The organism is Sorangium sp. So ce1153, assembly GCF_051521595.1.
Lineage (GTDB): Bacteria > Myxococcota_A > Polyangia > Polyangiales > Polyangiaceae > Sorangium.
Map to the genome: position 1 here is coordinate 4508248 of NZ_CP150361.1, position 15362 is coordinate 4523609.

Sequence of the window (15362 nt, forward strand, 5' to 3'; positions counted from 1 at the left end):
CCCAGAGTTCCGTTCGCTGTGTGTCCCCGGGAGCAATGCAAGCCAGCGGCCGACGGCCCGAACCGGCCGTTCCAGCGCTTCGCGCCCGCGGCGGCCGCCCCGCCCGGTCGCGATGTCGCGTTTCGCCACATCGGGCTGCGCGGCGTGACGATTGCTGCCCCGCTCGCCCGTGATCGATGGACGATTGCGGCCCCGCTCGTCTGTGATCGCTGTATAACGAACAGCCAACATGCCGCGTCGGACCCACGATCTGCACGGAGCTGCGCCGGACGACAGCCGGACGGCGCTGCTCCTCATCGACGTCATCAACGACCTGGAGTTCCCGGAAGGCGACCGGCTGCTCGCCCACGGGCTCCCGATGGCGCACCGCATCCGGGCGCTGAAGGAGCGGTGTCGCGACGCCGGCATCCCCGCCGTCTACGTGAACGACAACTTCGGTCGGTGGCAGTCCAACTTCCACCGGCAGATCGAGCACTGCCTGGAGGACGGCGTGCGCGGCCGCGAGATCGCGGCGCTGCTGCGGCCTGGAGAGGAAGATTACTTCGTGCTCAAGCCCAAGCACTCGGGCTTCTACGGCACGACGCTGGAGATCCTGCTCGAATCCCTCGGCGTGCAGACGCTCATCCTCACCGGCATGGCGGGGAACATCTGCGTCCTGTTCACGGCGAACGACGCCTACATGCGCGATTACCGGCTGCTCGTCCCCTCGGACTGCATCGCGTCGGAGGGCGAGGAGGACAACGCCTATGCGCTGCGCCAGATGCAGCGCTTCCTCAAGGCCGACGTCACCCCGTCCGACGAGATCGACCTCGAGCGACTGCCCGCCTGACGCCGCTGGGGGGGAGGGCTTCAGGCGGGCAGCTGCTCTTGGTCAAGCGTCACGCGATCGCGCGATCACGCGAGCAGCGCTCAGGCGAGCGCTCTGTCCTTCGTCGAGAGGCCCTCCTCGGTGAGGACGGCGATGTCGGTGGCGCCGCCGCGCTCCAGGACCTGCTTGGCGAGCGCGCGCTCGTTGCTGTTCTCCACGTGGACGGAGATCAGGATGTTGCCGCCCTTGATCTTGCCCTCGTACTGCTTGGCCTCCACCTCGGGGATGCCGAGGCCGATCAGGGCGCCGGTGACGCCGCCGAGCGCGGCGCCGGCCGCGGCGCCGCTCAGCGCGGCCATGATCGGGCCGGCCGCGATGAACGGCCCGAGCCCCGGGATGGCGAGCGCGCCGATGCCGGCGAGCAGGCCGATGGTCCCGCCGAGCGCGCCGCCCGCGCTGGCGCCTGCCGTCGCGCCCTCGGGCGCCTTCGTGTTCTTCTCGTGCGCGAAGTCCCGCGTCCCGTGCTTGTCCGGGAACAGCGCCGAGATGTCGCTGGTCAGGAACCCTGCGCGCTGGAGCTCGCCGACGATGATGTCTGCCTGAGCGAGCGTGCTCACGAGGCCCAGGACCGCTTTCTTCGTTGCCATTGGTGTCTTCCTTTCGGATCGGACTGGTTCAGTCAGCTCGAGCTCGTTCAGTCAACGTCGACTTCGAGCTGGTTATCCACCTTCTGCACGCCCGGGATCCCTTGTGCGATCGCGGCGATATCGGCCTTCTCCTTGTCGCTCTTCACCGGGCCGCGCAGCGTGACGACCTGCCCGTTGGTGATGATCTTGACGTTCTTGGCGTTCATCGACAGCGTGTCGTTCGCCACGACCGCCTGCCGGATCTTCTGGGTGATCGTGCGATCGGTCTCGTTCTCGCCCTGATCCCCGGGGGTCAGCGCGGCGGGATCGCGATCGCGATCGTTCTTGTCGGTGTTGTCAGCCGCCGCGGGCGTGGGGTTGTTCGCCCGCTGGGCGACCTCGCCCGGCACCGTCGCGGTGTTGTTGCTGTCCGAGCGAGGCGTGCCTTCCGCTCTGTCGCAGCCAGCCGCGGCCGCGATCGAGAGAGACATCAAGAGGAAGAGTTTCGCTGTGTTCATGCCCCGGCGCCCTCGCAAGGCGCGGGCCACCGCGAGCAGAGAGCGCCTGTCGGGTCGCTTCTCTGGCCAGGACGGACAATGCCGGAGCTCACCCGCGCTGATGAGATGGCTTTTTCCGCGCTGCATCGTGAAAGGCTCATCCGTGAACTGGACCGCGCCGCAGGGCGGCAACCGGGCTCATGGTGAAGTTCATGGCGGACCGCCCCACGTGAGGCGAACTGCCCCGTGCAGCCGCCATCGAGATCAGGAGAATCGGTCATCGCGGACGAAACTGCGGCACGCGTGCGCCTGTGGCGTGTGCGCCTGTGACGGATGCGCGAAGAGCGCGCGTCGCCGGCGTTGGAGCTAGTCAGATCGAGCGGCGCGCGAGGGCGCGGACATGGTCAGTCCTCGCGGGCGCTCGTCGGGCGCTCGATCCCGAGCCGCCGCAGCTTCCGGTAGAACGTCGCCCGGGACATCCCCGCCTCGCGCGCGGCCTGCAGCGCGTTCCATCCGGTCCGCTCGAGCGCGCCGAGCAGCGCGGCGCGCTCGTCGCCCGGGGACCGCGGCGCGCCGCGGCCGCCGCGGTCGCGGGACCGGGGCAGGTCGACGTCATCGGGTCCGATCTTGCGGCCGTCGCAGAGCACGACGGCCTTCGTGATCACGTTCTCCAGCTCGCGCACGTTGCCGGGCCAGCCGTGCTGCCCGAGCCGCCGCAGCGCCTCGCGGGAGAGCAGCGGAGCCGGGCGGCCGAGCTGCTCGGCGGCGCGGCGCACGAAGTGGAGGGCGAGCTCCGGCAGGTCCTCCAGCCGGTCGCGCAGCGGCGGCAGCCCGATCTGGACCACCGCGACGCGGTAGTAGAGATCCTCGCGGAAGCGCCCGCGCGCCGTCTCGGCGAGCAGATCGCGGTTCGTCGCGCACACGAGGCGGAAGTCGACGCGCACGGCCTCGGCGCTGCCGACCGGGCGCACCTCCCGCTCCTGGAGCACGCGGAGCAGCTTCGCCTGCACCTCGAGCGGCATCTCGCCCAGCTCGTCGAGGAACAGCGTCCCGCCGCGCGCCGCGACGACGAGGCCGGTCCGGTCCCTGTCGGCCCCCGTGAACGCGCCGCGGACGTGCCCGAAGAGCTCCGACTCGAGCAGCGCCGCGGGGAGCGCGGCGCAGTTGATCCCCATGAACGGCCCGGCCTTGCGCGGGCCGGCGAAGTGGATGGCGCGCGCGACGAGCTCCTTGCCGGTGCCGCTCTCGCCGGTCACGAGCACGCTGACCGGCGTGTCGACCACGCGGTCGAGGGTCGCGAACACCGCGCGGAGCGCGGGGCCGCGCCCCACGATGGCGCCGTAATCGTAGCGGTGCTCCAGGGCCTGCTGGCGCACGAGGACCTCCTCCTGGAGGCGGTCGATCTCGGCGGCTTGCCCGCGCAGCAGCTCCTCGACGCGGCGCCGCTCGGCCTCGAGCTCCACGGTGCGGCGGCGCAGGTCCTCGACGAGCCGCGCGTTGCGCAGCGCGAGCGCGACCTGGTCGGCGAAGGCGAGGAGCAGGTCGACGTCCTCGGGGGCGAAGCGGGCGCGCCGGAAGCGGTTGTCGAGGTAGAGGGCGCCGAGCACGCCGTCCGGCGACCGGATCGGCACGGCGATCACGGACCGGAGCCGCATCGCGTGCACCGACGCGTGCTCGCGGAAGCGCTCGTCCTCCTGCGCGTCCACGGTGACCACGGGCTCCTGCGTCGCGATCGCGCGCTCGGCGATGCTGTAGCTGAACTTGAGGTGGCTCCTGCCGACCTTCTCCCGGTCGACGTTGCGCGCGACGGTCACGCGGAGCTCGCCGCCCGGCTGCTCGAGCAGCAGGAACCCGCGCTCGGCGGCCGTGAGGTCGATCGCGGCGTCCATGGCCATGGCGAGGATGTCGGCGGTCTCGACGGAGGAGTTGAGCTTGCGGAACACCTCGAGCAGCCGCTCGAGCTTGGCGGCGCGCCCGGACGCGGGCTGCGCCTGGGCCTCGGCGCCCCCTGGCGGCGGCGCGGCGTCGGCTGGCGCGGGGCGCGCGGCGCGGCGGCGGGGGTGCGTCCAGAAGGCGTGCTGCAGCGCTTCGGGAAGCGATCGCGCCATGGCGGTCCAGGCGGCGGTCGCGCGCGCCCGTTGCGCGGCAGCGGCCTCGGGCTCGCCGGCGAGCTCCTCGGCGTCGGCGAGCGCCAGGCGTACGTCCGCGACGAGATCCGGCTGCGCCGCGCGTTCGGCGAGCCCGAGGGCGCGCTCGAGGAGCTCCCGGGCCGCGGCGAGATCCCGACCCAGGTTGGCGTCGGCCCGACCCAGGTTGCCGTCAGCCCGACCCAGGTTGGAGTCAGCCCGACCCAGGTTGGCGTCGGCCCGACCCAGGTTGGAGTCAGCCCGACCCAGGTTGGCGTCGGCCCGACCCAGGTTGGAGTCAGCCCGACCCAGGTTGCCGTCGGCCCGACCCAGGTTGCCGTCGCCCTCACCGAGGTTGCCGTCACCGCCCTCGAGCAGCGCGAGCCGCCCCTCGAGCAGCGCGGCGCGCGCCCCCAGGTCCGGCGCCTCCCGGACCGCGCCGTGCTCGCGCGCCCGTCCCAGCGCCGCGCGGGCCTCGCCCAGCGCGCCGCGCGCCAGGTGCGCCCGGCACAGCTCGAGCTCCTCCTCCACGACCTCCCGCTGCGCGCCCTGCGCCTCGAACCCCCGCCGCGAGCGCTCGAAGCACCGCGCCGCCTCCTCGGCGTCGCCGCCCGCGAGCGCGCAATCACCCAGGACGGACGCCGCCGCCGCCGCGAAGAACGGCGCCCCCCGCCGCGCCGCCTCCGCCTCCACCCGCGACGCCACGCGCGCGGCGCGCTCGAACGCCCCCACGTCGGCCCAGAGCTTCGCCAGGTCGAAGTCGAGCACGAGCACCAGGTCGGCCTGCCCCAGCGCCGAGGCGAGCCGGGCGCCGCGCTCGTAGGCGGCGAGCGCCTCGCCCAGCTCGCCCGATTGGTGGCACGCCGTACCCACGTTGAGGCTGCACCGCGCGACGAGGTCCGCGAGGCCGTGCTCCTCCGCGGTGGCGAGCGCCTGCCGGTAGCCGACGAGCGCCGGCTCGACCTCCCCGGCGCGGAAGGCGTCGATGGCCTGGTACGACAGCGCCCGCACGAGCGCCCGCGGCGCGCGCCGGTCGCGGTGCAGCCCGGCCGCGAGCCCCAGGTGCAGCCCGGCGAGCCGGCGCTCGCCGAGGTAGCTCGCCGCCACGCCCACGTCCTCGTGCAGGCTCGCGAGCACCTCCGGGTCGTCGCAGCAGGCGAGCGCCGGCTCGGCGCGGGCGCGCGCCTCCGCGTGCGATCCGAGCCGCAGCAGCGCCCGGCTCGCCAGGTCCGCCAGGCCCGCGCGCTCGCGCGGCGTGAACGGCGACGACGCCGCGGCGCCCCCCGCCTCCCGCTCGGCCCCCTCGGCCTCCTCGAGCCGCGCCAGCGCCCCGGTCGGGTCGCCCAGCTCGAGCAGGCACGCGCCCAGCCGGACGAGCGCCTGCCCCCGCCGCGCGCCGACCCCCGCCTCCTGTCCCGCGGCGAGCAGCTGCTCCAGCACCTCGCGCGCCCGCGCCGCGCGGCCGCCGCGCTGGAGGGTCGACGCGATCTCGAGCCGCGTCTCCGCCGCCGTCGCCGCCTCGAGCAGCGCCTCCGCGGCCGCGGCCCACCGCCGCGGGTCCGCGTCGCGCTCGGCGCGGCGCGCCAGGAACAGGCGCTCGGCGGCCCCCGCGTCGCCCGACAGGGCGAGGTGCAGCACCTGCTGCTCGACCCGCGCCGGGTACGCCCCGGCGACCCGCGCGTGCGCCGCGCGCACCGCCTCGCCCCCGAGCGCCTCCAGCAGGGCGGCGATCGGCCCGGCGCGCGTCAGCGTCCAGCCCCCCGCGGCGCGGGCGGCGACGCCGCGGGCCGCGAGCTCGGCCAGGTGCGCCACCGGCAGCCCGAGCGACGGCAGCTCCTCGTCGGCCACGGCGCCGCCCTGCACGGCCAGCGTCGCCACGGCGTCGCGCAGCGTCCCCCGCAGCCCCCGCAGCCGCAGCGCGTAGCGCGCGCTCGCCCCGGGCGTCGTCGCGTCGAGCCCCGCGACGTCCCCGCTCTCCGCGACCCGCCCCGCGGTCACCACGAGGTCCGCCGGCCACCCCGCGCTCGCGCGCAGCACGGCCTCGGTCGCGTCGCCCAGGCCGATGTCGTCCATCCAGCGCTGCACCGCCTCGCGCCCGAGCGGCGGCAGCGCGACCTCGCGCGCGCTCTGCCCCGCCTCGGCGGCCACGGCGGCGAGCGGCGCCCGGCCGCCCCCGTGCGGGATGCGCTCGGTCGCGAGGAGCAGCACCGGATCCTCCGGGCCCAGCAGGCGGACCAGCGCCTCGAGCATCTCCCGGTCCGCCCCGCACACCTCGTCCGCGTCGTCGAGCACGAGAACCAGCGGCTCTGCCCCGGCCCCCGATCGGCCGCGCGTCAGCCGCTCGTGCGCGCGCAGGGCGCCGAGCGCCCCGGCGGGCAGCCCCTCCTCGCCCGTCGCGCGGCCGAGCATCGACGCGACCGGCGCGCTGGCCCGCGCGAACCCCTCGACGGCCTCCATCCGGAGCTCGGCGCTCCACTTCGCCTCGCGGAGGAGGCGGCTCTTCCCGCAGCCGGGCTCCCCGGCGATCACGCACAGGCGCGGCCCGCGCTCGCCCCGCTCGAGCGCCGCGAGCGCCTCGGCCACGGCGCGCACCTCCGCGTCGCGGCCGACGAGGTGGGGCGGCTCCGGCGGCGGCGGGGCCAGCGCGCGCGGCGACGCGCCCACCCAGTCGAGCACCTCGCCCGCGTCGGCGGGCCGGTCGCGCGGCTCGGGCCGGACGAGGCGCTCGGCCAGCCCGCCGATCGCCTCCGGCAGCGGCTCCGCGAGCAGCGGGGCGATCGCGCCGAGGGTGCGGCCGAGCGAGAAGAGGTCGGCGCGGCCGTCGGCCGGCTCGCCGCGGATCACCTCCGGCGCGAGGAACCCCTGGGTGCCCGAGACGCCGCCGTCAGGCCGCGCGCCGACCCGCGCCGCGCACGACAGATCGATCAGGACCGCGCGCCCCGAGGCGCCCACGAGGATGTTGGCCGGCTTCACGTCGCCGTGCCGGATGCGCGCGCGGTGGAGGAAGCGCAGGGCGTCGAGCACGTCCACGATCGCGGCCCGCACCTCCTCGAAGCGCCGGCCTGTCACGTACTCGTCGAGGGGCGCCCCGAGCACCGCCTCGGAGGTGAAGTAGAACCGCGGCTCTCCGGTCTCCCGGAGCATGCCGAAGTCGTGCACCCGGACGAGGTGGGGGTGGAAGAGGCCCGCCAGCATCCTGAACTCGCCGCGGAACGCCGCCCGCTCCGCGCTGCGCGCGCGCCCGAGCAGCTTGAGACAGATGTCGCGCCCCAGCGCCTCGTCGCGCGCGAGCCACGCCGTGGCGAGGCCGCCCCGCCCCAGCGGGCGGATCAGCCGGTAGCGGCGGGCGACGAGGGTTCCCTCGGCGGGGATCACGTGCACAGTGTATCACCGATGTGCCACCTGAGACAGTGAGACACTAAATGAGACACCTGTGCCTTGAATTTCGCGCGTATTTCCGCGTCTTTTCGTTCGGCATTACCCTTGCTGAAGGGAAGGGCATGGCGACGCGGACCACAGCCAGACACGGAGACCGGCGGGGCGCCGTCGGAGCGCTCCTCGCGGTGCTCCTCGGCGGCTGCGTCGTCAGCCCGCAACCGAGCCCGCCGGTCCGCGATCCGATCCTGGACGGCGGGCTGATCGGGGTGAGCGGGGAGATCTCGATCCTGAAGAACCAGATCTCCCTCGAGGGGATGCCGGGCGCGGTCGACCCGGCGGAGGGCTTGATCGTCGTGACGAACCTCGACACGACGGACGCGCCGGTGCTCGCGGAGGTGAACGAGGACGGAGGCTTCCTCATCACCTTGAACGCCTCGACGGAGAACGTCCTGCGGCTCCAGGTGAAGCAGGACGAGCGCCGCTCGACGCCCGTGGACCTGCTGCTCGCCGCGTCGCCCGCCGGGTCCACGGAGCGGGTGCTCGATCTCCTGCCGTGCCTCGAGACCGAGCCCGAGGTGTGGGTCGCGCTCGAGGGCGGCGCCCGCGACATCGTCGTCCGCAACACGTGCGCCGACGATGTGTCCATCGAGGCGCCGCGCCTGCGCCGCGAAGGCGGGCCGTTCAGCGTCAGCCCGGCGGCGGCCTTCGTGGTGCCGGCGGGCGAGTCCACCCTCGTCACCGTCAGCGCGGACGGCGGCGGGATCGAGCGCGAGGACGTGCTGTTTCTCGACATCACGGCGCCCGAGACCGCTCGCCGCGCCCTGACGCTCACGCTCCCCGACTAGACCGGCCGGGGAGACGACATCGGATCTCGCGCCGCGCTCGCGCTCGGCGCCAGGGGCCCCTTCTCGAGAGGGGAGGGGGCTCGCTCGTGTCTTTCGCCTCGCCGGCAGCGGCGGGGCCTCTGTTGGAGGAAGATCATGAACGTTCAGAATCGTATCAAGAGCAGCCGTATCGGTTCCGTCCTCTGGCTCGCGCTCTCGATGATCCCGCTCACCGTGGGCTGTCAGGTGGACGTGAGCGACGGGAGCACCGACACCGACTCCGGCGCGGAGGAGGTGAGGGGCGGCGGCGGGCACGTGGGTAGCGCGTGCGGCGGCCTCCTCGGCCTCAGCTGCAAGCGCGGCTTCTTCTGCGACTACGAGCTCGAGGCCATGTGCGGCGCGGCCGACCAGACGGGCACCTGCGAGCGCATCCCTCAGGCGTGCACGAGGGAGTACAACCCGGTCTGCGGCTGTGACGGCAAGACGTACGGCAACGAGTGCGAGGCGAACTCGGCGGGCGTGTCGATCTCGTCGGTCGGCGAGTGCGCGCCTCCCCCCGAGCAGATCTGCGGCGGCATCGCGGGCCTCGCCTGCGACCGCGGGTTCTTCTGCGACTTCGCGCCCGACGCCCAGTGCGGCGCGGCCGACCAGACGGGCGTCTGCGTGCCCACGCCCGAGGCGTGCACCGAGGAGTACAACCCGGTCTGCGGCTGTGACGGCAAGACGTACGGCAACGCGTGCGCCGCGAACTCGGCGGGCGTGTCGGTCGCGTCGCGCGGCGAGTGCGAGCCTCCCCCCGAGCAGCTCTGCGGCTCCCGCGGCGGCGTCGAGTGCGAGCCCGGGTTCTTCTGCAACTTCGCGCCCGAGGCCGCGTGCGGCACGTTCGACGCGCCGGGCACCTGCGCGCCGATCCCGGAGGCGTGCACGTTCGAGTACAACCCGGTCTGCGGCTGCAACGGCGAGACGTACGGCAACGAGTGCGCCGCGAACGCGGCGGGCGTGTCGGTCGCGTCGCGCGGCGAGTGCGCGCCTGCCCCTGGGCAGATCTGCGGCGGCCTCGCCGGCTTCGCGTGCGACCCCGGGTCCTTCTGCAACTACAGCCTCGATGCGATCTGCGGCGCGGCCGACCAGACGGGCACCTGCGAGGTGATCCCGGAGGCGTGCACGGCGAACTACGACCCGGTCTGCGGCTGCGACGACCGCACGTACAGCAACGCGTGCGCCGCGCACCAGTCGGGCGTCTCGGTGGCGCTGCTCGGCGAGTGCCCCCGCGGGTGACGGGCGCCGCGGGAGCCGGCCGCGCCGCGTGCCGCGACGCGACTCGATAGCTCCCGCACCTCTCCCTCCCTGATCAGGGGAAGCCGGACAGGCTTGTGCGATTGATGCGGGAGGGCACGCGGCGTATGCCTGCGCTGCCCTCCTTCTCCCATGCAGACCTCCTCCATGTCCTCGCCCGGGTCGCTGCGCCCCGGGCTGGTCTGGCTGATGGCGGCGGCCGCGGGCGCCACCGTGGCCAACCTTTATTACAACCAGCCGCTGCTCGCCGACATCGGCCGCGCCTTTGGCGCCCCCGCGGGCGGCTTGCTCGGGCTCGTGCCGACGATGACGCAGGTGGGGTACGCGGCGGCGATGCTCTTCCTCGTGCCGCTCGGCGACAGCCACGAGCGGCGGCGGCTCATCGTCGTGATGTCGACGCTCGCGAGCGCGTCCCTCGTCGGCGCGGCGCTCGCGCCCGGGCTGCCGTGGCTCGTCGCCGCGAGCTTCGCCGTGGGCATCGCGAGCGTCGTGCCCCAGCTGATCTTGCCGTTCGCGGCGCAGCTCGCGCCGGACGCGCAGCGCGGGCGCGTCGTGGGCATGGTGATGAGCGGGCTCCTCATCGGCATCCTGCTGTCGCGCACGGTGGCCGGCTTCGTCGGCACGCACCTCGGCTGGCGGGCCGTGTTCTGGCTCGCCGCCGGGGTGATGCTCGCGCTCGGCCCGGTGCTGCGCCTCTCGCTCCCGGCGCAGCCGCCCGTCACGCCGATGCCGTACCTCGCCCTCCTCCGCTCGCTGGGGCGCCTCGCCCGCGACGAGCCGGTGCTGCGGCTGCACTCCGCGCTCGGCGCGCTCACGTTCGGCGCCTTCAGCGCGTTCTGGGCCACGCTCGCGCTCTACCTCGAGAGCCTGCCCGAGCACCACGGCCCGCAGACGGCCGGCCTCTTCGGCCTCGTCGGCGTGGCCGGGGCCGCGGCGGCGCCGCTCGTCGGCCGGTACGCGGACGTGCGCGGCGACCGGCGGATCAACGCGCTCGCGATCGCGGTGCTGCTCGCCTCCTTCGGCGTGCTGTGGCTGCTCGGGCGGTCGCTGTGGGGCGTCGCGCTCGGCGTGGTGCTGCTCGACCTCGGGGCGCAGGCCAACCAGATCTCGAATCAGGCGCGCGTTTACTCGCTCCGGCCCGAGGCGCGCAGCCGGATGAACACGATCTACATGACGACCTATTTCGTGGGCGGCGCGGCCGGGGCGTGGCTCGGCACCGCGGCCTGGACGCGCTGGGGGTGGGGCGGCGTGTGCGCGGCGGGCGGGGGCATGTCGGCGACGGCGCTGGCGCTGCTGTGGCTCTGGTCGGCGCGGGGCGCCCGCGGACCACGCCGCCCCCTCGATCCGGACCACGCATGACAGGCCGTGGCGCGGCGTGGCCCCGTGTTGCCGGCCGCACCGCGATGCCGCCGAGGTGTTACCGATCGTAACGCGGCCTCGCCCAATGAGGCCATCCGCGCGTCGTGCGGCGGTGAAACGTGTAGGCCCTCGAATCCTCGTGTGGTACAGCAGAGCGCGCGTGTGAGGAGCAATGGCATCGACTCGCGCTCTCGCGCGCGCCGCCCGGCACCGACGGCGGGCAACGCTGCCATCTGATTGAACTCTTTGACCGGCCCGGTAGCCGCATCACGCAGGGCGGGGATCTATCTGGATCTGCCGATCTTGCGCCGGATGGGCTGAAGGGGCAGAGGGCTGGGGCGCTGCGCCGCGGGGGAACTCGGGCGATCACGAACGGAGCAACCTTTCGAGGGTTGATGACCATGCGGAAAATTCTCTGGGCTCTTCTGTTTGTATCGGTCGCCGCTTGCGGCGATGATGATTCCACCGGATCCACGGCTTCGACCAGCGGCTCCGGCTCGACCACCACGTCAGCGTCGTCCGGCGCGCCGACGACCTCCAGCGCCACCGGCGGCGGCGCTGGCAGCACCGGGCAAGGTGGCGACGGCGGGGAGGGCGGCGGCGGCAACGGGGCCGGCGCGAGCGGAGCGACCGGCACCGGCGGGTCGGGGGGCGATGGCGGCGCCGGCGGCAGCGCCGGTGAGCGGCGCTGGGTCGGCACCTGGACGACCGGCCCGCAGCTGACCGAGACCAACAACAATCCGCCGGCGCCGGGCCTCGCCAACAACACCCTGCGTCAGGTCGTGTATACCTCGATCGGCGGCAGCAACGTGCGGCTGCGGCTCTCGAACGAGTTCGGCGACGGGCCGGTGACCATGCAGTCCGTGCACATCGCGGACTCGACGACCGACGACGGCATCGACACGGGCACCGATCACGCCCTGACCTTCGCGGGCGCCGATTCGGTGACCATCCCGGTGGGCGAGGCTGTCTTCTCCGATCCGGTCGATTACAGCCTCAAGCCCATCAGCAAGCTGGCGGTGACCATCCGGTTCGGCAACGTCCCGAACGGGATCACCGGGCACCCGGGCTCGCGGACCACCTCGTACATCCAGACCGGTGATGGGGTCTCGTCGGCGGCGCTGTCCTCTCCGGTGAAGACCGATCACTGGTACTACATCACCGGGCTCGACGTCATGGCCGATTCGACGGCTGCGGCGATCGTCATCCTGGGCGACTCGATCACGGATGGCCGCGGCTCGGTCACGAACGGGAACACGCGCTGGCCGGACTTCCTGTCGCGGCGGCTGCGGGCCAATCCCGGGACCGAGAACGTGGCCGTGCTGAACCTCGGTATCGGCGGGAACAACGTGCTGTCCGGCGGGCTCGGGCCGACAGCCAAGGCCCGCTTCCAGCGCGACGTCCTCGACCAGCGCGGCGCGCGCTGGCTGGTCATCTTCGAGGGCGTGAACGACATCGGGACCTCCGCCGCCGGCTCCGGCCCGACCGTCGCGGACGGCTTGATCTCGGCCTTCGGCGAGTTCATCGACAAGGCCCACGACAAGGGGATGCTCGTTTACGGCGTGCCCATCCTTCCGTTCAACGGCCACGACTACTACACCACCGAGCGCGAGGCCGCCCGTCAGGAGGTCAACGCGTGGATCCGCACGAGCGGCGAGTACGACGCGGTCATCGATCTGGACGCGGCGGTCCGCGACCCCAACGATCCTTCGAAGCTGCAAGATAGCCTCGACTTCGACGATTGGCTGCACTTGAACCCGACGGGTCTCGAGACGATGGCGAAGGCCGTCGACCTCTCGCTGTTCACCAAGTGACGTCGAGGTAGCTCCGGGGAGCACGGCCGGGCGCGTGGAGCTCGTGCGCGCCCGGCGAACACCGATCACGTTGAGACCCGGAGAATTTCACAAGGAGGCGGGGAGGCGGGGAGGAAGAGAAATGAATTTCTTTCTCTTGCCGTCTCTCGCTCCCCGCCTCCCCGCCTCCCCGCCTCCCTGTGAAAATCCCTGTTTTTTCTCGTGGTTTCAACCCGTTTGTCGCTCTAGCGATCCTGTCGACGCCCGATCGGCTTCATGTCGGTGCGTCGCGCTGTGCATTCGTGAGCATTCAGCCGTTGCGGTCCTGAGTAGCCCTGGCCGGAGGCGGAGGCATGAGCCGGATCCTGCTGGTAGAGGACGAGGTCATCATCCGGACGGAGCTCCGGCGTCTGCTCGCTCGCCACGGACACGACGTGGTCGAGGCGGGGTCGATCGCCGAGGCCGAGGCGGACCGCGATCTCCGCGCGTTCGATCTGGTGCTGGCCGACGTGCGCCTGCCCGGCGCGCCGGGCACGGAGCTCGTCGGTCGGTGCGGCGGCGCGCCGGTCGTGCTGATGACGAGCTACGCCACGGTGAAGGCGGCAGTCGACGCGGTGAAGCGCGGCGCCGCGGATTACCTCTCGAAGCCGTTCGACCACGACGAGCTCCTCGCCCTGGTCGAGCACCACCTCGCCGGCGCGCGGTCCGGGCAGGGCGCCCCCGCCGAGATCGCGCCGGGCGCCGCGCAGTCCGCGGCGCCAGCGCCGCCATCGCCGTCCACGCCGCCAGCGTCGCTATCGCCGTCCACGCCGCCAGCGTCGCCATCGCCGTCCACACCGCCAGCGCCGCCATCGCCGTCCACACCGCCAGCGCCGCTATCGCCGTCCACGCCGCCAGCGCCGGCGGACGACGAGCTCGAGGGCATGGTCGGCGGCTCGGCGGCCATGCGGGAGGTGTTCGCGCAGGCGCGCAAGGTGGCGCCGAGCGAGGCGACGTTGCTCGTGCTCGGCGAGAGCGGCACCGGCAAGGAGGCGCTCGCCCGCGCCGTGCACCGGCTGAGCCCGCGGCGGCAGCTCCCTCTGGTCCCGGTCTACTGCGCGGCCATCCCGGAGGGGTTGATCGAGGCCGAGCTGTTCGGGTACGAGCGCGGCGCCTTCTCCGGCGCGCTCTCGGCGCGCGCGGGGCTGTGCGAGGCGGCCGAGGGCGGCACGCTCCTGCTCGACGACATCGGTGAGCTGCCGGCGCGGGTCCAGGCGCGGCTCCTCCGCTTCCTGCAGACCGGCGAGGTGCGTCGCGTGGGCGCGGCGCGCGCCCGGCGCGTCGACGTGCGCCTCATCGCCACGACGCACCGGGATCTCGCGGCGATGGTGCGCGAGGGGTCGTTCCTGAGCGATCTCTACTTCCGGCTGCGGGTCCTCGAGATCCGCCTGCCGCCGCTGCGCGAGCGCCCCGGCGACGCCGTGCGCCTGGCGGAGTCGCTGCTCAAGCGGCGCGCGTGGACGACGGGCCAGCCGCCGCTCACGCTGTCGCCCGAGGCGCGCGCCGCCATCGCGGCGGCGCCCTGGCCTGGCAACGTCCGGGAGCTGGAGAACGCGGTCCACCGCGCCATGGTCCTGGCCGAGGGCAGCGAGATCGAGCTGGCCCAGCTCGGGCTCGACGCCCTGCCGCCGCCCGCTCCGCCGGCGCCCGCTCCGCCCGCGTCCGCGCACCCGCCCGCGCACCCGCACGAGGGCGCGCCCTCGTCCGACTCGCTCGAGGGCTATTTCCGCCGCTTTGTCCTCGAGCACCAGCACGAGCTGACCGAGACCGAGATCGCCCGTCGCCTCGGCATCAGCCGCAAGGCCCTGTGGGAGCGCCGGCAGCGGCTCGGGATCCCCCGGCCGCGCTCCTGAGCAGCCGGTCGACCGTGGCGCGCTCAACTTCTCCGGAAAATTCACAGGGAGGCGAGGAGGCGGGGAGGGAAATCTCAAAATACTCCCCGTCTCCCTGCTCAATTTCTCCTCTGAACACGGCTGCAAACGAGGGGATCCTCAGCCGCGACCCTGCAAGATGCGCCGCGCCTCCATCAAGATCTTCCCGAGCATGTCATCTCACCCTCCATCGCCGCTGCCAATGTGCAAAGTCTCTGCCAGGGCCGCGCTCCAGAAATCGGTTGCATAGCTAATCATCTGGCGCTAGAGTCTCTGCGTGTTCGATCACTGCCTGTACTTCAACACGACGTCGCTCGCCCGGCTGCTCGAGCGCGCGTGGAGCGCGGCGTTCGCGCCGTTCGAGCTCACGCCGCCGCAGGGCTTCCTGCTGCGCGTCGTGCTCCGGCGCCCGGGCCTGTCGCAGCGCGAGCTCGCCGAGATCATGACGATCTCGCGGCCCACCGCCACCCGCATCCTCGACGGGCTGGTCGGCCGCGGGCTGGTCGAGCGCCGGACCGGCGAGGCCGACGCGCGCGAGCAGCACATCCACCCGACCCGCGCCGCCGAGCAGATCGCGGAGGCGCTCGACGCCGCCAGCGCCGAGGTCACCAGGAAGCTCAAGCAGGCGCTCGGCAAGCAGGTGTTCGAGCAGGCCGTCGGGCAGCTGCGCGGCATCCGCGCCGCGATCGGATAGCCGCCGCGGGCCCCCTCCGGGTGCCCGGCAGCTCGGCCTGATAGTTAGCTT

General features: G+C 73.4%; 10 protein-coding genes. 7 read left to right on the plus strand and 3 right to left on the minus strand.

Annotated features, from left to right (window positions below; genetic code table 11):
- The first annotated feature begins 229 nt into the window (after positions 1–229).
- Positions 230–829 (plus strand): cysteine hydrolase family protein, encoded by a 600-nt coding sequence (locus tag WME85_RS16075; protein ID WP_437839207.1) that lies wholly within the window; start codon positions 230–232, stop codon positions 827–829.
- 80 nt (positions 830–909) lie between these two features.
- Here the strand turns inward: WME85_RS16075 and WME85_RS16080 are convergent, their stop codons facing one another.
- The 3 genes from WME85_RS16080 to WME85_RS16090 form a co-directional block, all read right to left on the minus strand.
- Entirely contained in the window at positions 910–1455 is a 546-nt protein-coding gene (locus tag WME85_RS16080) for a DUF3341 domain-containing protein (protein ID WP_437310201.1), read from the minus strand.
- A 47-nt stretch (positions 1456–1502) separates the two neighbouring features.
- A complete protein-coding gene (locus WME85_RS16085) occupies positions 1503–1952 on the minus strand; it encodes a BON domain-containing protein (protein WP_437839209.1) in 450 nt (149 codons plus the stop codon).
- Between the two features lie 383 nt (positions 1953–2335).
- Positions 2336–7432 carry a sigma 54-interacting transcriptional regulator gene (locus WME85_RS16090; protein ID WP_437839211.1) on the minus strand — a complete coding sequence of 1699 codons (5097 nt, stop codon included), beginning with the start codon at positions 7430–7432 and terminating at the stop codon, positions 2336–2338.
- A gap of 125 nt (positions 7433–7557) precedes the next feature.
- Between WME85_RS16090 and WME85_RS16095 the strand changes: the two genes are divergently transcribed.
- The 6 genes from WME85_RS16095 (at position 7558) to WME85_RS16120 (ending at position 15311) form a co-directional block, all read left to right on the plus strand.
- A complete protein-coding gene (locus tag WME85_RS16095; protein WP_437839213.1) occupies positions 7558–8280 on the plus strand; it encodes a hypothetical protein in 723 nt (240 codons plus the stop codon).
- Between the two features lie 135 nt (positions 8281–8415).
- Positions 8416–9537: a Kazal-type serine protease inhibitor family protein gene (locus WME85_RS16100; RefSeq protein ID WP_437839215.1), complete on the plus strand. Its 1122-nt coding sequence runs from the start codon at positions 8416–8418 to the stop codon at positions 9535–9537.
- A 165-nt stretch (positions 9538–9702) separates the two neighbouring features.
- Positions 9703–10914 carry an MFS transporter gene (locus tag WME85_RS16105; protein ID WP_437839217.1) on the plus strand — a complete coding sequence of 404 codons (1212 nt, stop codon included), beginning with the start codon at positions 9703–9705 and terminating at the stop codon, positions 10912–10914.
- A gap of 401 nt (positions 10915–11315) precedes the next feature.
- Positions 11316–12728 carry an SGNH/GDSL hydrolase family protein gene (locus tag WME85_RS16110; RefSeq protein ID WP_437839219.1) on the plus strand — a complete coding sequence of 471 codons (1413 nt, stop codon included), beginning with the start codon at positions 11316–11318 and terminating at the stop codon, positions 12726–12728.
- Between the two features lie 332 nt (positions 12729–13060).
- The gene (locus tag WME85_RS16115; RefSeq protein WP_437839221.1) at positions 13061–14599 is read left to right on the plus strand and encodes a sigma-54-dependent transcriptional regulator; all 1539 of its coding nucleotides are present in this window, start codon (positions 13061–13063) and stop codon (positions 14597–14599) included.
- A 295-nt stretch (positions 14600–14894) separates the two neighbouring features.
- Positions 14895–15311, plus strand: coding sequence for a MarR family winged helix-turn-helix transcriptional regulator (locus WME85_RS16120; RefSeq protein WP_437310210.1), 417 nt, complete (start codon positions 14895–14897; stop codon positions 15309–15311).
- The last annotated feature ends 51 nt before the right edge of the window (positions 15312–15362 follow it).

Coding starts and splice junctions, on each gene's coding strand:
- WME85_RS16075 (WP_437839207.1), top strand. CDS start 230: ATGCCGCGTCGGACCCACGATCTGCACGGAGCTGCGCCGGACGACAGC.
- WME85_RS16080 (WP_437310201.1), bottom strand. CDS start 1,455: ATGGCAACGAAGAAAGCGGTCCTGGGCCTCGTGAGCACGCTCGCTCAG.
- WME85_RS16085 (WP_437839209.1), bottom strand. CDS start 1,952: ATGAACACAGCGAAACTCTTCCTCTTGATGTCTCTCTCGATCGCGGCC.
- WME85_RS16095 (WP_437839213.1), top strand. CDS start 7,558: ATGGCGACGCGGACCACAGCCAGACACGGAGACCGGCGGGGCGCCGTC.
- WME85_RS16100 (WP_437839215.1), top strand. CDS start 8,416: ATGAACGTTCAGAATCGTATCAAGAGCAGCCGTATCGGTTCCGTCCTC.
- WME85_RS16105 (WP_437839217.1), top strand. CDS start 9,703: ATGTCCTCGCCCGGGTCGCTGCGCCCCGGGCTGGTCTGGCTGATGGCG.
- WME85_RS16110 (WP_437839219.1), top strand. CDS start 11,316: ATGCGGAAAATTCTCTGGGCTCTTCTGTTTGTATCGGTCGCCGCTTGC.
- WME85_RS16115 (WP_437839221.1), top strand. CDS start 13,061: ATGAGCCGGATCCTGCTGGTAGAGGACGAGGTCATCATCCGGACGGAG.